This window comes from Streptomyces platensis (assembly GCF_008704855.1).
GTDB lineage: Bacteria > Actinomycetota > Actinomycetes > Streptomycetales > Streptomycetaceae > Streptomyces > Streptomyces platensis.
In genome coordinates, this window is sequence record NZ_CP023691.1 from 6,468,011 (window position 1) to 6,489,764 (window position 21,754).

A 21,754-nucleotide genomic window follows, 5' to 3' on the forward strand; every position below is an offset into this window, starting at 1 on the left:
CGCACCGCACCTGAGAGAGGGTGTCGACCATCGGTCGGCACCCTCTTCGGCGTCTTGCGGCACGGGGACGGGCATGGCCCGAGCGGCCGCCACCCATTGAGGCAACCTCTCGCCGGTGGCCCTCTACGGGAGGACCTGGGCGTCCGGCAGCGGGGCCCGTGGGCATGCCGCGCCGCCGGGGCCCTCCTCCCGGGGACGGACCAGGGTGTAGAGGAGCGCCGCGGCCAGGTGGACGGCGGCGATCCCGAGCAGCAACAGGGGCGGCGGCAGTGTGGCGGCCGCACCGACGAGGGTGGCTCCGCAGGCCGCTGCCGTGATCTTGAGGCCCGCCCCCAGGGTGAAGACCTGCGCACGGACCGGCGGCGGGGCGTGCGCGGCCCGCAGGCGCAGGGTCGCGGTCAGCAGCGGACCGTCGCACAGCCCGGCGAGGACGAACAGCGCCGTGGTGGCCGTCGGCGACACCGGGAGCGCGGCGGCGGCGAGCGCGACACCGGTGCCGCACAGGGCAAAGGTGGCCAGGCGCGGATCGGACAGCGGCGGTCGCCATCGGGCCACGGCCAGCGAACCGGCGAGCGCACCCAGCGCGAACGCGGTCATCAGGATGCCGCCCGCCCCGGGGTGCCCCCGGTGGCCGGCGAGCAGCACCGTGGTGGTGGTCAAGCCGCCCACGCCGACGAAGGCCAGACAGGTGCCCGCGGTGAGGGCGCGCAGCGCGCGGATGCGCCAGACGGCCGCCAGGCCCGCGGCCAGATCGGCGCGCAGCGTGCCGGCGGGGGCGTTGTCCGCCGCGGCTGGTTGGGCGCGCCCGTACGACAGTCCGGTGGCCAGTGCCGCCGCGGTGGCCGCCGCCCCGGCGAGCAACAGCATCGCCGCGCCGGGCGACGCCTCCGCGGCCGCGAGGCCGGCCACGGCGGGACCCGCCACCGACGCGGCGTTGTAGACCGCCGCATCCAGTGCGTAGGCACGCTCACGCGGTCCGCCCGCCGGCAGCAACCCGGTGATCAGGCTGGACAGTCCTCCGGAGACCACCGGCCCGAAACTGCCGCCGACCAGGGCGACGGCGAGGGTTACCGGTGCGGGCGCCCGCACCACACTCGTCGCCAGCACGGCGATGGCTACGGCAAATCCGCCCAGGGCGCCGAGGTAGCAGAGCCGGGGACGCCGCATACGGGAGACGAGGGTGCCGACCAGGGGAGCGGCGATCACGTGCGGCGCCATCCAGGCGGTGAGGACGAACGCGCCCTGCCCCGCGCTCCCGGAGCGCTGCAAGGCCAGCAGCACCACCGCCACGGCCATGCCCTCCTCTGCCAGGCGGGCGCAGAAGGCCGTGGCCAGATAGAGCGGTAATCCTGAGCGTGTCCCTGGTGTGGCTGGGCGTCGCGGCATACGCATCTCCGGAAGGACGGGCAGAGCCGTAACGGCTTATTTAGATAAGACGTTACTCTGTTGTGGAGAGTGCGTGGCCCATGGGCAACGGGGCGCGAAGAGAGGCCGGTTGTGAAGGATGAGACGCTGCCGCGGCGCGGCTTTCGGCCCGCTGAGCGGCTGATCGAGCTGGCGAACGCGGTGCGTGCGGACCCCGGTCTTCCGCGGGGCGCACTGGCCGAGCTGCTCGCGCGCCATGGGGAGAGCCCGGAAGACCTTACGGAGCAGGCGTTTTCGCCGGACGATGCCGTGCGCCTGCGGGCGGCCGCCGCCCGGCTGGCCGCGCTCCTGGCCGAGTCCGATACGGACCTGGCCGCCCACGCCATCAATGCGCTGCTGGCGGAGTGCGGCGCCCGTCCGCACCTGTCACGGCACGGCGGGCACGCCTGGCATCTCCATGTCGACCGTGGTGACGACGCCGACTGGGCGGACTGGTTCCTGGCGTCCGGTGCCCTGGCGCTGGCCCAGATTCTCACCACATACGGCCGGGCCCCCTGGGGGGAGTGCGCGTCCGCCCGCTGCGGCACGCTCTATCTGGGCACCGGCCCCGGGAGCGCCCGCCGTTACTGCTCGACGGCCTGTGCCACGCGGGAGCGGGTGGCGGCGCACCGCCGCCGCAAACGGGCGGGCGACTGACGGCGCGGGCATGGCAACGGGGGAGGCGGCACCTGGCCACCTCCCCCTCGCTGCTGCCCTCGGGCTCAGCGCCGTCCGCGCGCCGTTTGCCCGTCAGCGGCCCATTTCCGAGGTGAACGCGTGGGGGTCGGTGTCGAACCCCCGGAGGCCCGAGCGGAAGCGCCACTGCCCTCCCTCGTCCCGGGTGAATTCGGCGACCGTCGCCGCAGTTGCCCCCGCGACCTCGGTGAAGTCGTGCTCCGTCAGATCGGTGTACCCCTCGCGGATCCGGACGGCGGTGTTCGCGATATCGCCGAAGACCTTGCGGCCCTCGGCCTGCTGGATGGCCACCCCCACGATCACCCGGGTGTAGGTCTCGGCCAGCCGGTCCAGCTCCAGCGTCATGATCTCGTCGAAGCCGAACCCCTGGCCGGTCCTGCTGTCCCGGTTGAGGGTGATGGTCCCGTCCGGCGACCGGCTGTCGAAGTGCACCAGATAGGCGGGCTCGCCGTGCGGCGCGTCGGCCGTATAGGTGGCCGCGACGATGTCGAGATCATTGTCCGGCGTCCCGAGGGGGCTCGGGTCCCACTTGAGCGTTACCTCGACCTTCTCGATTCCTTTGCTGAGCGTGCTCACCGGACTTCCCTCCCGTCATCTCCCGGGGGCGTGGCGTGGCCTGCGCGGGCAGGCGGGCGACTCCCCAGGGCTTCCCGTTGGCTGTCCATCGTGCCACGCCTCACGGCCCGTGGGCGGGGTGAACTGCCCCTGGTCATCCGTGGTTTGTCTCCGGCTCGGGTGGCTGGAAAGTGCCGTCCGGCCAATGGGGTCGTCGGATGCGGCTCAGCTTGTCCGTTCGTCCCAGAGGCTGTTGAGCTGACCGTCCAGTACGTCCAGCGCCTCGGCGGGGGAGAGGTGGCCGATCAGGACATGGGTGGTGAGGCCGTCGGCCAGGGCGAGGAGGGTGCGGGCCGCGCGGTCCGGGCCGGGGGTGTCGGAGGCCTCGGCGATCAGCCCTGCGAACACCGTCTGTAGATCGGCGTAGTTGGTACGCAGAATTCCGGCCAGGGGCGGACTGACGGCGGCCTGCGCCACGAAGGCCAGCCAGACCCGCGCCTCGGCGCGATGTTCCTCCTGGAGGAGTGACACCTCCGTCGTGGCGTGCCCCAGCGCCGTGCGGGCCGACTGGGCGGGCGAGGCGGCCAGCCGGGCCGAGACCCGGGCGGTGACCCGTTCGCCGATGTGGCCGAGCGCGAAGACCAGCATCTCCTCCTTGGTGCGGAAGCAGCGCTGGACGGCGCCCATGGAGACCTGCGCGCGGGCCGCCACATCGCGGAGCGTGACGCCCTCCAGGCCGCTCTCGTCGGCGAGTTGGCACACCGCCTCGGCGATCTGGCGGCGCCGGCTCTCGTGGTCGACCTGTTTGGGCATGCCCCGTACTCCAGTTATTCGATGCGTGTGTATCGGCAACAAGGCTACGATGCCGAACCGATGCAACTGCATCGGAACGATCGGGAACGGTCCTGGCGGCCCACGGGAGGGCCGGCTGAGGCCACGGGAAGGGGAGGACATGCGCGACGCGCTGTGGAAGATGACGGCCCGCGCCCAGGCGGCGGCGGTACGCACCGGTGAGGTGTCGGCGGTGGAGCTGGTCGAGGCGCATCTGGAGCGGATCGCCGAGGTCAACCCGGCCGTCAATGCCGTCACCCAGCTGCTCGCCGAACGGGCGCGGGGCGAGGCGGCGGAGGTCGACCGCGGGCGGGCGGCGGGTGTGGAGCTGGGGCCGCTGGCCGGGGTGCCGTTCACCGTCAAGGAGACCACGGCCATCGAAGGGGTGCCCACGACCTACGGCGTGGAGCACTTCCGTGACTTTGTCGCGCACTCCGATGCGCCCCCGGTGGCGCGTCTGCGCGCGGCGGGCGGTATCCCCGTGGGGCACAGCAACATGCCGACGCTCATCCTGGCCGGCATCCATACCCGCAGTGAGTTGTTCGGCGACACCGTGAACCCCTGGAGTGCCGCGGTCACTCCGGGCGGCAGTAGTGGCGGCGACGGCGCGGCCGTGGCGAGCGGCATGGCCCCGCTCGGACTCGGCAACGACTCCGGGGGCTCGGTCCGCATACCCGCGTCCTTCTGTGGCGTCGCGGGTCTGCAGCCGACCTACGGGCGGTTCGCCGCCGATCACCGCATCGGCCCGGACGACCCCTCCCTCGCCGCCCAGTTCCTCGTGGTCGACGGCCCGCTGGCCCGTACGGTCGATGATCTGCGGCTCGCGTACGAGGTGCTGGCCGGGGCCGATCCGCGCGACCCGCGGGCTGTGCCGGTGCCGCCCTATGGGGCGCCGCCGGGGCGTCGCCTCAAGGTGGCGATGGTGGCTGATCCCGGAGGTGGCGGGGTGCATCCCGCGGTGCGCCGGGCCGTGGAGAGCGCGGCGGACGCACTGCGGGAGGCGGGGTACGAGGTGCGCGAAGTGGCGGACGTACCGCGGCTGGACGACGCCCTCGACGTCTACGCCCGGATGACGCTCACGGAGTTCGCCACCACCTGGCCCGCCGTCAAACCGCTGCTCGGGGAGGGCGGCCATCGCTATGTCGAGTGGGGGATGGCGAGGTCGGCGCCCGTGGAGCTGCCGGAGTATCTGCGGCTGACCGGGGTGCGGCTGGGCATCCAGCGGGACTGGGCGGCCTTTCTGGACGAGTATCCGCTGGTCCTGGGGCCGGTGTTCACCGATCCGCCGTTCGCTCCGGGGGAGGAGCTACGGGACGAGGAGAGCCATCGGCGGGTGCAGCACGCGATGCGGCTGTGCACCGCGACCAGCTTCGTCGGGGTGCCCGCGGTGGCCGTCCCCACCGGGGTGGCGGACGGGCTCCCGTACGGAGTGCAACTGATCGGGCGCTCCTACCGGGAGGACCTGTGCCTGGCGGCGGCCGAGGCCGTGGAGCGGCGGCTCGGTGTCCGCACGCCCATCGATCCGCGCCCGTAAGGAAGTTCGGGGTGGTGCGAATGTGACGCGCAGTGATCCCGGTCCGTCCTTGGGCCGTACGATGGCGCGGTGCTGGTCAAGTGGATTCGCCTCACCGTCGTGGACCGTCGAGGGTTCGAGCGGGGGCAGCGGAAATGGGCGGGGCTGCTGGGTGAGCCGGGGTTCCGAGGGCAGGGCGGGGGGTGGAGCCGGGGGCGGCCGGGCGTCGCGCATCTGGTCGCCTTCTGGGAGAGCCGGGCGTTCTACGACTCCTTCATGGCGCGCTCGCACGACCGGCTGGCGGCTTCCCAGGTCGGCACGTACAAGGACGCCCAAGTCCGGCTGTTCGAGCACGAGTTTGATGTGAAGGTGGGCTTCCGCCCGTCGTTCGGCGATGTGGATGTCCTGCGGCTGGCACACTGCCAGGTGCGCCAGGACCGGGTGGATCACTTCATGCTGATGCAGGAGAAGGTCTGGAACCCGGCGATGGCGGGTTCGCCGGGCATGCTGCGGGGGATGCTGGGGCGGGCACCGGGGGAGGAGTTCCTGGTGCTGTCGATGTGGCAGTCGGCGGCCGAGCGGGGGAAGTACCGGCCCGAGCGGGTGGAGCGGCTGGCGCTCCGTGCCCAGATAGCCGCGGATGTCCGGGCCATCGCGGGGGATGTGGTGCAGCTCGAACCGTCGTGGACGGTGTGAGGGTCGGCGCGGTCAGGAGCTTGCTCCGGAGGAGGCGTCCGCCCGGCCGGCGACCGTGAACGCCCCGGCGTGGGCGGCCGCCAGTGTGGCCGCCACGGCCTGCTCGGCGACGGTGTCGTCGACCGGCTCCCGGGTGATGAACAGGCGGAAGAACAACGGCGCGGAGACGGAGCGGACGAGCGCTCCGGCGTCGATGCCGCAGTGGGCGGCGCCGGCTTCCGCGGCGGCGTCCGGGTCCGCTGCCAACTCCCCGCGTCGCACGGCGCGTTCGACGAGGGCCTCGCAGCGCGCGAACCGCTCGGTGTAGTAGTCGCGCAGGGCGTCGGCCGCCCGCTCCGACTGAAAGGCGGCGGCGATCATCGCGGAGCCCGACGCGGCCACCGCCGGGTCGGTGAACGAAACGACGACCTCTTGGGCCAGGGCACGCAGATCGCCCTCCAGGGACCCGGTGTCGGGCGGGACCCAGCTGTCTTCGCCCGCAAGATCCAGAGCGTCCGCCACCAGGCCCTCGATGTCCTTCCAGCGCCGGTAGAGCGTGGTCTTGTGCACGCCGGAGTGGGCGGCGACATATTCGACGGTCAGGCCGGGATAGCCGTGCTCGGTGAGGCCGGCCAGCACGGCGTCGCGGACGGCGGCGCGGGTGCGGGCGGTGCGGCCGCCGGGGCGGCGGGTGCCGGGGGAGGGTGCGGTACCGCCGCTCTCGCGACCGCGGTCGGGCACCGTCTCGTCAGACAATTGCTACTCCAGTTGCGTTAGCGGATTCCGTCTGTCATCATCATCGTAATGCGACGAAGGTTGCATTTACTTCGGGGGGATGTGTGACCACTCAGATTTCCTTGCATGACATCACCCAGTCCTACGGTGACCACGTGCTGCTCGACGGCGTCTCTTTGTCGGTGCGCCCCGGCGAACGCGTCGGGATCGTGGGGGAGAACGGTGCCGGGAAGTCGACACTGCTCCGCATCGTCGCAGGTGCCGAGCAGCCCGATGAAGGCCAGGTGGTGCTCCGGGCCGACGGTGGCATCGGCTACCTGGGCCAGACCCCGGACCTTCCGCCGGACCGCACCGTCCAGGATGCGATCGACGCCGCTCTGGCGGACCTCAGGGATATGGAGCGCCGACTCCGCTCCCTGGAGCGCGGGCTCGACCGGGCCACGCCCAGCGGGCTGGAGGAGTACGGCGATCTGCTCACCCTCTTCGAGCTGCGCGGCGGCTATGAAGCCGACGCCCGCGTCGTCCGGGCACTGCACGCCCTGGGGCTGGCGCAGCTGGGTCACGACCGGCTGCTCGGCAGTCTCTCCGGGGGCGAGCAGGCCCGGCTGGGGATTGCCTGCCTGATCGCCGCGGCCCCCGAGGTCATGCTTCTCGACGAACCCACCAACCACCTCGACGTCACCGCCCTGGACTGGCTGGAAGGCGCCCTGCTCGCCCACCGGGGCACGGTCCTCGCCGTCTCGCACGACCGGCTCTTCCTCCAGCGCATCGCCACGGCACTGGTCGAGGTCGATGCCGACCGACGGACCCTGGTCCGCTACGGCGGCGGTTACGGCACCTTCCTCGCGGCCCAGGCCGCCGCCCGCCGGCGCTGGGAGCAGGACCATGCCCAGTGGTGCGCACAGATCGCACAGCTCACCGACTTCGCCGGGGGCGCGGCGCGGAACGTCGCTCAGGGCCGAGCCATGAAGGACGGCAACAAGATGGCGTGCGACCGGGCCAAGGGCCGTGTCCAGGCCTCTGTGGCCGGCCGGGTGCGCAACGCCCGGGAACGGCTGCGCAGGCTCCGGGAAGAGCCCGTTCCCAGGCCTCCCGACCCGCTCCGGTTCCGTGCCGTGCCTGACGCCGGCGAGGCCGAGGGCACCCTCGTCCGGCTCGACGGAGTGCGGGTGGGGGACCGGCTCGCGGTGGACTCCCTCACCGTTGCCGCCGGCGAACGTGTGCTGATCCACGGTGCCAACGGAGCGGGCAAGACCACGCTGCTCCGGGTGCTGGCGGGGGTCACCACACCGGACAGCGGTACGGTGCGGCGCCGAGGCCGGACCAGCTATCTCGCGCAGGAAATACCGGTCTCCCGCCCCGCCGAACCGCTGCTCTCGGCGTTCCGCCGTGGGCTGGCCGGGGACGTGGAGGAGCACACCGCCCTGCTGCTGTCCTTCGGCCTGTTCCGCGAACGCGACCTCGATGTCCCCGTGGGGGCGCTCTCCGCCGGGCAGCGGCGCCGGCTCGCGCTGGCCCGGCTGCTGGCCCGCCCGGCGGACCTGCTGCTGCTCGATGAACCCACCAACCACCTGGCGCTCGGCCTCGTCGAAGAGCTCGAAGCCGCGCTGGCGGCATGGCCCGGCGCCCTGGTCGTCGTCTCCCACGACCGGCTGCTGCGGCGACGCTTCGGCGGCCGCTCCTACGAGTTACGCGACGGCCGCCCGGCCCTGGCCGCCCTCTGACCGGCGCTCCTTGATCCGGTACGCCCGACGGCCCGGCGTGGCCTCCGCGCAGCCGCTGCCTCCGGACATCGACGCCGACCTCGCCCCGGGCAGCGGACATCCGACGGGGACGACCACCAGGATTCCGTACGCAAGGGCGTCGACGGGTCTACGGCCACGGCCCCCCGACACCCGAACCCACGCCTGGCTCGGAAACGCGCAGAAAGGAGACCGGAAGGTGACAGATGGACACTCGACCGGGCCGCGACCATGACAGCGTGCGACATGCACAAGCCACCCGATCTAGGCTGGCGGCATGGCTCGGCCCCGACGCATCGTCCTCATCCGCCACGGAGAGTCGGAGGGGAATGTCGACGACACCGTGTACGAGCGGGAACCCGATCACGCGCTCGCCCTTACCGGGGCCGGGCTGCGGCAGGCGACGGAGGCCGGCGGCGCGGTGCGGGAGATGTTCGGCGACGAGCGGGTCTCCGCGTATGTCTCGCCGTACCGCCGCACCCACCAGACCTTCCGCGAACTCCGCCTCGACCCCGCCCGGGTCCGCGTACGCGAGGAACCCCGGCTGCGCGAGCAGGACTGGGGCAACTGGCAGGACCGCGAGGACGTCCGCCGGCAGAAGGCCTATCGGGACGCCTACGGCCACTTCTTCTACCGCTTCGCCCAGGGCGAGTCCGGAGCCGATGTCTACGACCGGGTCGGGGCCTTCCTGGAGAGCCTGTGGCGCAGCTTCGAGGACCCCCAGCACCCGCCGAACGTCCTGATCGTCACGCACGGGCTCACCATGCGGCTGTTCTGCATGCGCTGGTTCCACTGGACGGTGGCGGACTTCGAGTCGCTGTCCAACCCCGGCAATGCGGAGTGGCGCACTTTGCTGCTCGGCCCGGACGGCCGCTACACCCTCGACCGGCCCTTCGAGCGCTGGTGTGAACCCGTTCCTTATGGGGCCACCGGTTAGAGTGCACACCGATGACCCTCGACCACCGTGACGCAGACCGCCGTGAGCGGGCTCTGGCGAGCCTGCGCGGACTGTCCGTGGGTGATGCCCTCGGATCCCAGTTCTTCGTCCCCGCGAACTACCCCTCCCTCAAGCGCCGTGAGCCGCCGCCCGCCCCCTGGCAGTGGACCGACGACACCGAGATGGCCTGCTCCGTCCTGGCCGTCCTCACCGCTCACGGACGGATCGACCAGGACGACCTCGCCCGCTCCTTCGCCGACCACCACGACTTCGACCGCGGCTACGGTCCGGCCGTCAACCGCATGCTGCGGCTGATCCGCGAGGGCGGCGACTGGCGCGAGCTGGCATCCGGGCTCTTCAACGGCCAGGGCTCGTGGGGCAACGGCGCCGCGATGCGCATCGCTCCCCTCGGCGCCTGGTACGCCGATGACCCCGAGCAGGCCACCCACCAGGCGGAGATCTCCGCTTACACCACCCATCAGCACCGCGAGGCCGTCGTCGGCGCCATGGCCGTCGCCGCCGCGGCCGCCCTGGTGGCCGACCCGACCCGCGACAACGGCCCCGAGCAGCTGCTCGACGGGGTCCTGGAGCTGATCCCGCGCAGCGCCGTACAGGCCGGGCTGCGCCGGGCCCGCGACATGCTCGACTACGCCGACTCCGGCACCGTCGCCGCCGTCCTGGGCTGCGGACGACGCACCAGCGCACATGACACCGTGCCCTTCGCCCTGTGGGCCGCCGCCCAGCATCTCGGCAACTACGAGCGGGCGTTCTGGACCACGGTTCAGGCGGGCGGCGACGTCGACACCACCTGCGCCATCGTCGGCGGCATCGTTGCCGCAGCCGGTCCCGCCGGCGCCCCGCCCGAGGCATGGCTGGAGGGCACCGAGCCCCTCCCGTCGTGGGCCCCCGCCCTCGCCGACTGATCACCGCCGTACCGCCCCACCTCTTGTCCTTCCGGGTCCCTCGTAGCCCGATCGTCCGCTCCTGCGTTCGTGCCGTGCGGTGCCGTGCAACAGGCAGCGCCGCACGGTGAGTTCGCCTCCGTACGGCTGCATGCGAGGAGGCGGAACAGCGGCGTCCGCATGCCGGCCCCCGCCCACCTGCGCCCGCTTCGTCATACCCGTCGGTAGCGGCACCGCCCGGCCCCTCTCGCAGGTTCGCCGAGACCGTTTGCCGCCAGGTTCGGATCCGATGCGGACGGCTGGGCCGAATAGGCGTAACCTTGCTGGCGCCATGCCGTACGAGCCCCCCACACATTCCGTCGAGCGATCATTGCGCGCCACGACGGGCGCCAAGATCGTTGCAGGTATCGACGAGGTCGGACGCGGAGCGTGGGCCGGTCCGGTCAGCGTCTGCGCAGCCATCACCGGTCTGCGCCGGCCACCCGACGGACTCACCGATTCCAAGCTGCTGACCCCCAAGCGCCGCACCGAACTGTGCGATGTGCTCGGTGAGTGGGTCACGTCGTATGCCCTGGGGCACTCCTCACCGGAGGAGATCGACGAGCTGGGCATGACCGCTGCCCTGCGGCTCGCGGCCGTACGCGCCCTGGAGGCGCTGCCGGTCCGGCCGGACGCGATCATCCTCGACGGCAAGCACAACTACCTGGGCGCGCCCTGGCGCGTCCGCACGGTCATCAAGGGCGACCAGTCCTGCATCGCGGTTGCTGCCGCGTCCGTGATCGCCAAGGTGCGGCGCGACGCGATGATGGCCGAACTGGGCCTGGCCTACGCCGACTTCGACTTCGCGGCCAACGCCGGCTACCCCTCTCCGACCCATCGCATCGCCCTGGAGGAGTACGGTCCTACGCCGCACCACCGAGTGTCGTGGTCCTACATGGACGCTCTGCCCCGGTGGCGGCATCTGAAGAAGGTGCGCATCACCCCCGAAGCAGCCGCTCTGCAAGCCGGTGGCCAACTCGGCTTCGACTTCTGAGCGGTGCGGACATGAATTCGGTACCCGATGACGTGTTCCGCACTTACGTTTGATAGACATCCCTTTATGCCTCTCATCCCCGAGGAGCCTCAGATTCACGAGAGTGTCCCGGGTCCCCGCGCAACTCCGGCCGCCGGCCGTACCGCGCAGACCCCCCGCCCCGTTCCTGGCCCCGGTCCCCGCCCCGCGCCTCCGCGTGGCGCGCCCGCGTCCAGTGTCCGTCCGGGCAAGCCCGGACCTGCTGCCCCGCCGCGTGGGCCTGTCGCCGCCCCGCCGGCGCAGCGCACCAACTCCCCGCAGCCTGCCGGTGATCCCGGCACCGCCGCGGGAGCGCAGCTCCAGCTGATCCCGGCCCCCGCCGACGGCGCCGTCGACGCCGCCGACGAGGCCGTCGACCTGCTGCTGGACTCCGGACGTGCACCGGGCGAAATCCTGGTGCTGACCACCGGCGAAACCCACCCGTGGGCCGTGCATGAACGGTCCTTCGGTGAGGCGTCCTACTGGGCCCAACACGACGCCGCGGACGATGTGTTCTACGCGGACGCCACGGCCGAGCGCGCCACCGGCCGGCCCGTCGTGGTCGTCGCCGTCAATGGTGGTTCGGACGAGGTCACCGGGCGGGCGCTGCCCGCGGCGATGGCCCGTGCCGGCACGCTGCTGATCGTCTGCGGTGACCCGCAGCGGATCAACGCCGTGCTCGGCGCCCCCGCCTGACCGCTGCCGGTTCGCAACAGCCCGTCGGCCCTGGAGGCCGTCGGGCTCGTTTGCGTACCCGACAGTTGAGGCCCGGACGGTACGCCGATGCCGAGTGAGGGCGGCCCGCTGCTCCCGCGCTGCACGGGAACCCGGGACGCCCGCCCGCTCCGCTCAGCGCGCCGCGGTGTGCCGATGGGCTTCCGGTGCGCCGCCGCCGGTGCGCCGCGGCATGGACCGGTTCTGCGCGGGAATACCCATGGCCGTGTACGGGGCATCCGGAAGTGAAGCCGTCGTGCGACGCATCACCCGGCGGCTCCCCCCGGTCGGTTCTCCGGGCGGTTCATTCATCGGGGACTGCCTGGGGCGGCGCCCGCCCCGGCCCTCTCCCAGTACCTGCCAGCGGTCCGGGGTCAGCGTGATGTACGCCCCGCAGCGCAGCCCGTGCAGAAGGCAGGCATCGCGCAGTCCCCACATCCACGCCCCGTCCGTCTCTGTCCAACGGGGCTCGCCCTCGCGGCAGTAGAGCAGCACGGCGGTGCGCACCGGGGCACGCAGCCGCAGGTCGTGCGGGATGACCCGGCGCAGATGCGCCAGCAGCACATTGCGGAACCCCCAGCCGTCGGGAGCGGCCGCGAGCTCGGTGAACGAAGCGCTGGCCGTCACCCGATCCTGCGCATCGAGCACCGCGACGATGGCCGTTGACGGCCCCGGGCGATGGCGATCGTGCAGGTCGGCGACGACCTCACGGGGGTTGCGCAGCAACGGGATTCCGGCCGAGGCCCATTCGGCGGGCTCCAGCATCCGTCCCAGTCGGGCGGAATCGGCGGACGCGGGCGGGGGCACATGCGAGGGCGAGGCGAAGCCGAAGGTCACGTTCCTCCCTTCGTCTACGCGTCCGCATGTCGGGCGGCCGGGCACCGTACGCACCACGACATGGCCCTGCCTGACCACGGACGGCCGGTAAGGGGAAGCACCTCCAATTCTCGCGGTCGTACACGCATGCGGCAACGAGCAATTTCCGCCCATGACCGGAATCGCCGCAGGTATCCCAAATATCCCTGCGCGCCGCCGCAGGTCGTCCCGCGCTCAGCCCTGTACGGCGAGGACCAGCGGAAACACCTCTTCTGCTCCCGCCCGGCGCAGCAGCCGGGCGGCCACGGCCAGAGTCCAGCCGGTGTCGGCGTAGTCGTCCACCAGCAGCACCGGGCCACCTGCCGCGGCAAGGGCCTGCGCCAGCTCCGGCGGCACACCCAGCGAACCGTGCAGGGCCCGCAGCCGCTGGGCGCTGTTGCTGCGCGGAATCCTGCCTTCGGCATCGTCGTCCGACGAGGTCACCGTGCCGAGGAACGGCATCCGGCCGACCGTGGCGATCCGCTCGGCCAGCGACCGGATCAGTTGCGGCCGGCTGCGCGAGGAGAGCGCGACGACGCCCACCGGGCGGGCCGGCGCCTCCGCCGTCCCCGAGGCCCAACCGCCCGGCCCCTTGGCCCAGTCGGCGAGAACCGTGACCACCGCGGCCGCCACATCGTCCGGGACCGGACCGTCCGCGGCCTGCGGGGTGAGCATCGGACGCAGCCGGTTGCCCCACCCGATGTCGGAGAGCCGCCCCAGGGCACGGCCGGTCGCTGCCAGCTCACCGGCAGGGATACGCCCCTTGAGATCGACACCGACGGCCGGCAGCCCCGTCGGCCACATCCGGCGCGGCTCGACCTCCACGCCCGGCCGCCCCAGCTCACCCCGCGCCGCGTCCAGCGAGGCCGCGGACACCTCGGTGGTGAACCGCGCCCCGGCGCAGTTGTCACAGCGGCCGCACGCCACCGCCGCCTCGTCGTCCAACTGCCGCCGCAGGAACTCCATCCGGCAGCCCGTCGTGGTGGCGTACTCCCGCATCGCCTGCTGTTCGGCCTCGCGCTGACGGGACACCCACGCATAGCGCTCGGCGTCGTACGCCCACGGCCGGCCGGTGGAGGTCCAGCCCCCCTTGACGCGCTGCACGGCGCCGTCCACATCCAGGACCTTGAGCATGATCTCCAGGCGCGAGCGGCGCAGTTCGACCTGGGGCTCCAGGGCCGGCAGCGACACCGGTCGGCCGGCGGCCGCCAGGACGTCCAGGGTGCGCCGCACCTGCTCCTCGGGCGGGAAGGCCAGCGAAGCGAAGTACTTCCAGATCGCCTCGTCCTCCCGCCCGGGCAGTAGCAGCACCTCGGCGTGCTCGACCCCACGGCCGGCCCGGCCCACCTGCTGGTAGTAGGCGATGGGGGACGATGGCGAACCCAGATGCACCACGAACCCCAGGTCGGGCTTGTCGAAGCCCATGCCCAGCGCCGAGGTCGCCACCAGCGCCTTGACCCGGTTGGCGAGCAGGTCGTCCTCGGCCTGCTGGCGGTCCGCGTTCTCCGTCTTGCCGGTGTACGAGGAAACCGTGTGCCCCCGGTGACGGAGGAACGCCGTGATCTCCTCGGCCGCGGCGACGGTGAGTGTGTAGATGATCCCCGAGCCCGGCAGCTCGTGCAGATGGTCCGCGAGCCAGGCCAGCCGGTGCGCGGCATCCGGCAACGGGAGCACCCCCAGGCTCAGACTCTCCCGGTCCAGCGGCCCGCGCAGCACCAGCGCCTCCGTGGAGCCCTCGCCCGTGCCGAGCTGTTCGGCGACATCGGCGGTCACCCGCGCGTTGGCCGTCGCGGTGGTGGCGAGCACCGGCACATCGGGCGGGAGATCGGCGAGCATCGTGCGCAGCCGTCGGTAGTCCGGCCGGAAATCGTGGCCCCAGTCGGAGATGCAGTGTGCCTCGTCGACCACCAGCAGCCCTGTCGTCGCGGCGAGCTTGGGCAGCACCTGATCGCGGAAATCGGGATTGTTGAGCCGCTCGGGGCTCACCAGCAGGACATCCACGTCACCGGCCGCCACCTCGGCCTGGACGGTGTCCCACTCCTCGGTGTTGGCGGAATTGATCGTGCGCGCGCGGATCCCGGCGCGCGCGGCCGCCTCGACCTGGTTGCGCATCAGGGCGAGCAGCGGGGAGACGATCACGGTCGGGCCGCTGCCGCGCTCGCGCAGCAGCGCCGTCGCGACGAAATAGACCGCGGACTTGCCCCAGCCCGTGCGCTGCACGACCAGGGCGCGGCGGTGGTCGGCGACCAGGGCCTCGATCGCGCGCCACTGATCCTCACGCAGCCTGACGTCGCCGCCGGGGTCTCCGACGAGGCGGGTCAGGACGGCATCGGCTGCGGCACGCAGATCTTCGTTGCTCATGCCCCCATGCAACCCGATGCCACTGACATCGCGCGAACCCCCCGCCCGAACCTGTGGATAACCTCGTCGCCCGCGAGTTATCCACAGGGGTCGCGGCGCAGCGGCCGGTCGCGGGATCTTCGAGTCATGAATCCGCACAGCGAACCGAGCAAGCGCACCGACGACAGCAACTCCGCCGCCACCCCCTCTCATTCGTCCGCCCCTACCCCCTCGAACTCCCCCCGCCCGCCCAAGCCGTCGCCCCCTGCCAACCCGCCGAACATCACCAGGCCCTCCCGCCCCATCACACCGAGTGGCCCCACTGACCCCACCAGCGCCGCAGAACCGGCCGGTCCGGCCGCCCCCGCGCACACCGCCACCCCTTCCGCGCTCTCCAACCCCGCCTACATCGCCGGCTCCGCGAGCCCGCCCGACTCCTCCCACTCCTCCTCCGCCCCCGCTGATGGGGACACTGCGCCGTCCGCCGACGCCCAGGTCACCCTGCGCAGCCCGGCCGAGCTCGCCGACGCCTTGCCGTATTTTTTGGGTTTCTATCCGGACGACAGCGTCGTGATGGTCGCTTTGCACGGCGAGCGCGGCCGGTTCGGCGGCCGGGTCAGGCTCGGCATTCCGACCGACACCGCGCAGTGGCCCGATGTCGCCGACGAGCTCGCAGACTGTCTGATCTCGGCAGGTAAGGAGCGTGGCGACCGGCCTGCGGCGATCATCGTCTACCTCTGCCAGGAGCCCGCGGCGGGAGAGAGCGGCAAGGACGTCAAGGACCGGCTGCGCCCGCTCGCCCAGCGGCTGCGTACCGCCTGCGGAGCTCTCGACGTACCGGTCCTGGAAGCCCTCTGTCTCTCCAACGGCCGCTTCTGGTCCTACTGCTGTCCCGACTTCCGCTGCTGCCCCGCCGAGGGCACACCCATGGTCATGCCCGGGACGTCCGTAATGGCCGCGGCCGCCGCATATGCGGGAATGCAGGTGCGCGGCTCCCTCAAAGAGATGGAGGCCAGGCTGAGGCCCCGCACCGGACCGCGGGCCGCCGAACAGGAGAAGGCGCTGGACGCGGCGGCCGGTGCGCTGGTGCCGCACATGCTCCGGCGGGACGGGGCGACGGCCGTCCGCCGGGAAACCCTCGATCGGGCCGGCGCCATGATCCGCCGGTTCCGTCTGGACACCCCCTCGGGCAGCAACCGGGCCAGGGACGCCTGCGACGACGCATTGATCACCGACTCCGAGGCCGCCGCTCTCATCCTCGGCCTCCAGGACCGGGTCACCCGTGACCGGGCGGCGGAGTGGATGGACGGCCCCGCCGCGGCGCCGGCCCTCCGGCTCTGGCGCGCCCTCGCCCGCCGCTGCGTCGGCGGCTACGCCGAACACGCGGTGGCACCGCTCACCCTGGCCGGCTGGGTGTGCTGGTCCACCGAGGACGGACCTTCGGCACGCGTCGCCCTCAGCTGTGCCCTGGCCCTCGACCCCGACTACACCTTCGCCCAGCTGCTGTACCGCGCCATCAACGAAGGCCTCGATCCGGAGCCGCTGCGCCGCTGTCTGCGCGAGCAGCACCAGGAGGCCGGGTCCGACACCGAGGCGCCCACGTCTTCCACCGCTCCGGCCGCCAAGGAAACACCGCGGCCCAGGAAGCGCTCCGGGCCGCCCCGCTCGGGATCCGCAGGCCGTCCCCGGGGGCCGCGCGGAGCCACGGGCCCGGGCAGCCGTACGACCGACGGGCGCGGCAGGCGCCGGGCCGGCCGGGACGGGAGCCGACGGTGACCGGGCCGCTGCTGAGAGGCCGGCGTGACCTGGGAGCCGGCCGGCGCGTTCACCCGAGTGGCGTAACCCGTACGGACCCCCGACCTCACCAGGGAGCACAGCGCGTGCCAGGCCTCGTCCCCACAGCTCAGCCGGCCCGCCGGCTGCCCGGAGCGCGCCGCCCGGCACCGCCCCGGGCCCCACAACCGCAGCCCGTCCACTCCGCACTCGTCTGTGTGGCCCTCCCGTCCCTCGCCGTCTCCCCGGTGTCGGGACAGCTGACCGGCCAGGGCATGGACGGCTACTACCGCGACGGCCGGCGGGTCCTGTCCCGTTGCGAACTGCTGGTCGCGGGCGAGGAACCGCTCGTCGTCCAGGGGCGGCTGACCGGAGCGGACCGTGCCCGGTTCGTCGGGACGATGCGCAAGATCGGCGAGCGCGGGCCGGATCCGGAGGTCCACATGGAGCGGCTGCGGTCCGCCGACGGCACCGAGCAGATCACATTCCGCAGCAGCGCCACCCGGCCCCTCCGGCTTCCGGTCGAGCTCCGGCTGGGCACGGATCTCGCGGAGCTCGGGTCCGTCGCCGCCGGGTTCCCGGGCCCCGGCCTGCAAGCGACGGTCCACGGCTCCGGACTCCGCTGGTCCGGGCCCGGTGTGCACGCGGTGGTGTCCGCGACGCCCGGTCCCGCGGACGCACTGGCATTGGCTGGCTTGCTGCGCTGGGAACTGGATCTGCCGCCAGGTGCCTGCCGCACCATCGAACTGCGCGCCGGACTGGAAAGAGACAACGGCGGCCCGGGAGGCGCTCCGGGCAACCACCGGCTCCCCGGTGAAGCCCGCATCCCTGGTCCCCGCACCGGACCGGTCGCCCCGCGCACGCGTGGCGACGGGCCACCGCGTCCCTGGTCGGCGGCCCGGCTGGAGTGCGACGACCATCGGGCCGACGCGCTCCTGGCCGGCAGTCTCGACGATCTCCACGGCCTGCTGATGCGCGACCCGGCGGCCGCTGCGGATCTCTATCTCGCCGGCGGGTTCCCCTGGCGTTGCGGCCTGGCACCGGTCGAGGCGCTGTGGGCCGCCCGGATGCTGCTTCCCCTGGGCACCCGGCTCGCCGCCGGCACGCTCCGCGCCCTCGCCCGAGGTCAACAAGCCGCTCCAGGGACGGATTTCGGCCGAATCCCCGGCTCTCTCAGGGATGCCGGACCGCACGCTCCACCGAGCTGCACCGGCATCGAGGCCACCCTGCTGTTCCCCGTGGTGCTCGCGGAGGCCCGCCGCTGGGGCCTGCCCGATCGGGAGACGGAGCGGCTGCTCCCCGCCGCTGAGCGCTGTCTGCGGTGGCTGATGATCATCACCGACCCACGGGGCAGCAGCCCCAGGGGCTACGTCCCCGACCCCGCGCCCGGCGGACCGTACCGCTGCGAGACCCAGGCCCACGCCCATCGCGCCGCCTTGCTGGGCGCCGATCTCCTCGATGCCTTCGGATCCTTTGACGCGGCAGCTTTACGGGACTGGGCCGATGACCTGCGCACCCGTTTCCGTACGGACTTCTGGCCGGACGACGGCGCAGGTGGCCGCCCCGCCGCCCTGCTCACCGCCGACGGACGCCCCGTCCCGCACCTCGCCTCCACCACCGCCTCACTCCTCGACACCGGCCTGCTCGGCGGCGGCGCTCTCGCCCCCGGCCTGCTGGACGCGGCCCAGACCGACCAACTGGCCCGGCTGCTGGGCAGCCCAGCCATGGACTCCGGGTGGGGCCTACGGGGGCTCAGCGCCAAGGAGAGCGGCTACAACCCCTTCGGCCACCGCAGCGGCGCGGTCCGCGTCCACGAAACGGCCATTGCCGCTGCCGGATTGGCCGCGGCCGGCCATGAGCGGACAGCCGGTGTCCTGACCAAGGGGGTTCTCGCTGCCGCGGAAAGCTTCGGCTACCGCCTCCCCGAGATGTACGCGGGGGAGCAGCGCACCGCCGCCAGTGCCCCCGTGCCGCATCCGGCGGCCTGCCGCCCCGCTGCCGTGGCGGCCGCCGGCGCGGTGCACATACTGGTCGCGCTCGCCGGCCTGCGCCCCGATGTCCCCGCCAAGACGGTGTCCGTCCGGCCGCCCGGTACGGCCCCGCTCGGCGCACTTCAGCTCACCGGTCTGAGCGTCGCGGAGCAACCGTTCGCCGTACGGATCAGCAGACTCGGGACGGGGGTGGTGGAAACGGCGGCGGACGGTCTGCGGCTGGGTTCGTGAGGTGCTTCGGGCCTGTTTATCGTCAGGCGGACGACTATGATCACGCCCATGCCTCCCTACGACCCGTCGGCCTTCCCGCCCTTCGCTGTCACCGTCGACCTGGTCGTGCTCACCGTGCGCCGCCACGCCCTGTGCGCGCTGGCCGTGCGCCGCGGTGAGCCGCCGTTCCAGGGCCGCTGGGCGCTGCCCGGTGGATTCGTCCGGGCCGATGAGGACCTCGAGGCCGCGGCCGCCCGGGAGCTCACCGAGGAGACCGGTCTGCAAGCCCAGACCCCGGCAGGCGCGTCGCCGATCTACGGCGCGCACCTGGAGCAGCTCGCCACGTACGGCGACCCCAAGCGGGACCCCCGGATGCGGGTCGTCAGCGTCGCCCACCTGGTCCTCGCCCCCGACCTGCCCGCTCCCCGGGCCGGCGGCGACGCCCACAGCGCACGCTGGGCACCGGTCGAGACCCTCCTGGAGCAGGACGACACCACCCGCGAAGGCGAGCTCGCGGCCCCACTCGCCTTCGATCACGCCCGGATCCTCGGCGACGGCGTGGAGCGCGCCCGCTCGAAGATCGAGTACTCCTCGCTGGCCACGGCCTTCTGCCCGCCGGAATTCACCGTCGGCGAGCTGCGCCGCGTGTACGAGGCGGTCTGGGGCGTCGCGCTCGACCCCCGCAACTTCCACCGCAAGGTCACCGGCACCCCGGGCTTCCTGGTGCCCACGGGCGGCACGACGACGCGTCAGGGCGGCCGTCCCGCACAGCTGTTCAGAGCCGGCGGGGCGACGCTGCTCAACCCGCCGATGCTGCGCCCGGAGGTCTGAGTCCGGGGCGCAGCCCAGTCATCGTGGGGCCGAAGTTCACCCGCGGTGACACGGCGAGCCATCAAGATCGATCAATTACGAGAAAATAGGACATATCGCGCTACCTTGGTCGGGTGAGTCCTCTCGTATCTCCCGTAGCTCCCGACCGGCCTCACGCCCCACCAGGGGTGCGACGCCTCGCGCTGCCGGGTCGCCCGGCGGCCCCTACGGCGTGCATTCCGCCGCCGTCGGCACCCCCGGTCGCCCGGCGCCGCTCGGCCGGGGCGCCACCTCGCTAGCGCGGCCCGCCCCGTCCGGTCCGCACGAACCGTTCCCAGCGCCCTGCCCGGTCAGCCGCTCACCCACGTTCCGCCTCCCCACCACGGTCCGACGCCGGCCACGGGCGCCCTTCATCGCCACTGCCGCCGAGTGGCCTTTTCGCGGCCCCAGTTGGGCGGCCTGTCGCAGAATTTGCCTGGGCGGAGGTTTGAGACATCGGCGCATTTCCTTCCCTCGCAATGGGATTGTCCGCGGCACCTCTCATTACGCCTCGACCGGGGTCGTCCTGTCGTTCAGTCGCCTCGTCAAGGGCTCGTTCGGAACCGACCAAGGTGCCTCTGTTCGTGATGTGCTTCACGCGCCAACCCGCAAGCGGGGCAACGGTGTTGCCGTCGACCGGCCTGGTCTGCGGTGATGTGTCCACCGGGTCGGACGGCTTCAGTCGCTGATCGAGTAATGCATATGTTTTGGCGTCCTGTTGTTGTGGGCGCTGTCCACAACTCGCCTGGGAGAGCGCATTTCTTTCCGATAAAGCGTCAATTCAGGGATGGGGGGCGATCACCCTTTCGTGTGCTTTTCACCAAAGACCTCAAGGGTGTTCAGGGTGTCGCCGACAAAAGATGCGTGAGTACCCTTGCGCACACCATGATGACCGCGGCTCGCCCCGGCGACACCGGCCTCGCAGGCCCGGGCGAGCTTGACCGCTACCCCTACGCCAACGCGGCCAACGCCGCGAACGCCAACAACGCAGCCGGCCAGGACCGTGCCGAGCGGGTTTCGCAGGTCTGGGACAGCCCCGAAGCAGACATCGGCCGGGTCGGCCGTCGCGCGGCCGGCAGTCGAGGCAGAGGCCTGCACGGCCAACTCGTCCAGCAGCTGGGCCAGATGATCGTCTCCGGCGATCTCGGTGCCGACCGCCCGCTCGTCCCCGAGGAGATCGGCCAGCGCTTCGAGGTCTCCCGCACCGTCGTCCGTGAGTCGCTGCGAGTCCTCGAGGCCAAGGGCCTCGTCAGTGCCCGCCCGAACGTGGGCACCCGAGTGCGACCGGTCAGCGACTGGAACCTCCTCGACCCCGACATCATCGAATGGCGGGCCTACGGGCCACAGCGTGACGACCAGCGCCGTGAGCTGTGTGAGCTCCGCTGGACGATCGAGCCCCTCGCCGCCCGCCTCGCCGCCGGCCACGGCCGTGAGGACATCCAGCAGCGGCTGGCGGACATGGTCGAGATCATGGGCCACTCCGCGGCCCAGGGCGACACCATGACCTTCTCCCGCGCCGACGCCGAGTTCCACTCGCTGCTGCTCCAGCTCGCCGGCAACCGCATGCTCGAGCACCTCTCGGGCATCGTCTCCGCCGCCCTGCACGTCTCGGGTGGCGCCGCCGGCGGCTGTGAGCGACCGGTCGAGACGTCCGTGGGGCAGCACATGAGGGTCGTCGACGCCATCGGCTCCGGCGACGCCACGGCCGCCGAATCCGCGATGCGGCAGCTCCTCGCCGCCCACAGCGAGGTCGTCGGCCAGGGCCCCGGGACGCCCGCGGACCACGTCGTCCCCGCGCCCCGCGAGCACTGAAGGGCCGTACCCGAGCGCGTACGGACAGTAGGCGCCGCGCGGCACCCGTGCCCTGCACACCCCTCCGGGCAGGGCACGCCGTACGCGGCGATGGCGCACGAGATCGCCGGATCCGGGTCGTCGACCGGATCCGGCGAGAGACCTTGGGAGGGTTGCATGTCATATGACT

Annotated in this window: 18 protein-coding genes; 12 read left to right on the forward strand and 6 right to left on the reverse strand. The window is 72.4% G+C overall.

Features of this window, described 5'->3' with window-relative positions:
- Positions 1–123: 123 nt before the first annotated feature.
- Positions 124–1,296 (reverse strand): MFS transporter, encoded by a 1,173-nt coding sequence (locus CP981_RS28690; protein ID WP_244329818.1) that lies wholly within the window; start codon positions 1,294–1,296, stop codon positions 124–126.
- A 201-nt stretch (positions 1,297–1,497) separates the two neighbouring features.
- Between CP981_RS28690 and CP981_RS28695 the strand changes: the two genes are divergently transcribed.
- Positions 1,498–2,061 carry a CGNR zinc finger domain-containing protein gene (locus CP981_RS28695; protein ID WP_244329819.1) on the forward strand — a complete coding sequence of 188 codons (564 nt, stop codon included), beginning with the start codon at positions 1,498–1,500 and terminating at the stop codon, positions 2,059–2,061.
- Positions 2,062–2,154: 93 nt separating this feature from the next.
- On the opposite strand, the gene CP981_RS28700 is transcribed toward CP981_RS28695, so the two are convergent.
- Both CP981_RS28700 and CP981_RS28705 read right to left on the reverse strand, forming a co-directional pair.
- On the reverse strand, positions 2,155–2,676 hold the full coding sequence (locus CP981_RS28700) for a TerD family protein (protein ID WP_085925269.1): 522 nt from the start codon (positions 2,674–2,676) through the stop codon (positions 2,155–2,157).
- 204 nt (positions 2,677–2,880) lie between these two features.
- Positions 2,881–3,468: a TetR/AcrR family transcriptional regulator gene (locus CP981_RS28705; RefSeq protein ID WP_085925270.1), complete on the reverse strand. Its 588-nt coding sequence runs from the start codon at positions 3,466–3,468 to the stop codon at positions 2,881–2,883.
- A gap of 139 nt (positions 3,469–3,607) precedes the next feature.
- Here CP981_RS28705 and CP981_RS28710 point away from each other — a divergent pair, with 139 nt between their 5' ends.
- Positions 3,608–5,020 carry an amidase gene (locus tag CP981_RS28710; protein ID WP_085925271.1) on the forward strand — a complete coding sequence of 471 codons (1,413 nt, stop codon included), beginning with the start codon at positions 3,608–3,610 and terminating at the stop codon, positions 5,018–5,020.
- A gap of 69 nt (positions 5,021–5,089) precedes the next feature.
- A complete protein-coding gene (locus tag CP981_RS28715; protein ID WP_042159834.1) occupies positions 5,090–5,695 on the forward strand; it encodes a YdbC family protein in 606 nt (201 codons plus the stop codon).
- Positions 5,696–5,707: 12 nt separating this feature from the next.
- Here CP981_RS28715 and CP981_RS28720 read toward each other — a convergent pair whose 3' ends face one another.
- Complete coding sequence (locus CP981_RS28720) at positions 5,708–6,430, reverse strand: TetR/AcrR family transcriptional regulator (RefSeq protein WP_085925272.1); 723 nt, start codon at positions 6,428–6,430, stop codon at positions 5,708–5,710.
- Between the two features lie 83 nt (positions 6,431–6,513).
- Between CP981_RS28720 and CP981_RS28725 the strand changes: the two genes are divergently transcribed.
- The 5 genes from CP981_RS28725 (at position 6,514) to CP981_RS28745 (ending at position 11,737) form a co-directional block, all read left to right on the forward strand.
- On the forward strand, positions 6,514–8,133 hold the full coding sequence (locus CP981_RS28725; RefSeq protein ID WP_085925273.1) for an ABC-F family ATP-binding cassette domain-containing protein: 1,620 nt from the start codon (positions 6,514–6,516) through the stop codon (positions 8,131–8,133).
- Positions 8,134–8,428: 295 nt separating this feature from the next.
- Positions 8,429–9,088: a histidine phosphatase family protein gene (locus CP981_RS28730; RefSeq protein ID WP_085925274.1), complete on the forward strand. Its 660-nt coding sequence runs from the start codon at positions 8,429–8,431 to the stop codon at positions 9,086–9,088.
- An 11-nt stretch (positions 9,089–9,099) separates the two neighbouring features.
- The gene (locus CP981_RS28735) at positions 9,100–10,011 is read left to right on the forward strand and encodes an ADP-ribosylglycohydrolase family protein (RefSeq protein WP_085925275.1); all 912 of its coding nucleotides are present in this window, start codon (positions 9,100–9,102) and stop codon (positions 10,009–10,011) included.
- Positions 10,012–10,321: 310 nt separating this feature from the next.
- Complete coding sequence (locus CP981_RS28740; protein WP_085925276.1) at positions 10,322–11,023, forward strand: ribonuclease HII; 702 nt, start codon at positions 10,322–10,324, stop codon at positions 11,021–11,023.
- A 66-nt stretch (positions 11,024–11,089) separates the two neighbouring features.
- Positions 11,090–11,737, forward strand: a complete 648-nt coding sequence (locus CP981_RS28745; RefSeq protein ID WP_085925277.1) for a hypothetical protein — start codon at positions 11,090–11,092, stop codon at positions 11,735–11,737.
- 153 nt (positions 11,738–11,890) lie between these two features.
- Here CP981_RS28745 and CP981_RS28750 read toward each other — a convergent pair whose 3' ends face one another.
- Together CP981_RS28750 and CP981_RS28755 are read right to left on the reverse strand one after the other, a co-directional pair.
- Positions 11,891–12,592 (reverse strand): hypothetical protein, encoded by a 702-nt coding sequence (locus CP981_RS28750; protein WP_085925278.1) that lies wholly within the window; start codon positions 12,590–12,592, stop codon positions 11,891–11,893.
- A gap of 213 nt (positions 12,593–12,805) precedes the next feature.
- Positions 12,806–14,971: a RecQ family ATP-dependent DNA helicase gene (locus tag CP981_RS28755; protein WP_085925279.1), complete on the reverse strand. Its 2,166-nt coding sequence runs from the start codon at positions 14,969–14,971 to the stop codon at positions 12,806–12,808.
- Positions 14,972–15,097: 126 nt separating this feature from the next.
- On the opposite strand from CP981_RS28755, the gene CP981_RS28760 reads away from it, so the two are divergent.
- From CP981_RS28760 to CP981_RS28775, 4 genes are all read left to right on the forward strand, one after another.
- The gene (locus CP981_RS28760) at positions 15,098–16,726 is read left to right on the forward strand and encodes a DUF4192 domain-containing protein (RefSeq protein ID WP_244329820.1); all 1,629 of its coding nucleotides are present in this window, start codon (positions 15,098–15,100) and stop codon (positions 16,724–16,726) included.
- A 215-nt stretch (positions 16,727–16,941) separates the two neighbouring features.
- Positions 16,942–18,945 carry a glycogen debranching N-terminal domain-containing protein gene (locus tag CP981_RS28765; protein WP_085925280.1) on the forward strand — a complete coding sequence of 668 codons (2,004 nt, stop codon included), beginning with the start codon at positions 16,942–16,944 and terminating at the stop codon, positions 18,943–18,945.
- Between the two features lie 48 nt (positions 18,946–18,993).
- Entirely contained in the window at positions 18,994–19,755 is a 762-nt protein-coding gene (locus CP981_RS28770; protein ID WP_181018681.1) for an NUDIX hydrolase, read from the forward strand.
- A gap of 882 nt (positions 19,756–20,637) precedes the next feature.
- The gene (locus tag CP981_RS28775; RefSeq protein WP_190839015.1) at positions 20,638–21,585 is read left to right on the forward strand and encodes a FadR/GntR family transcriptional regulator; all 948 of its coding nucleotides are present in this window, start codon (positions 20,638–20,640) and stop codon (positions 21,583–21,585) included.
- Positions 21,586–21,754 lie beyond the last annotated feature (169 nt).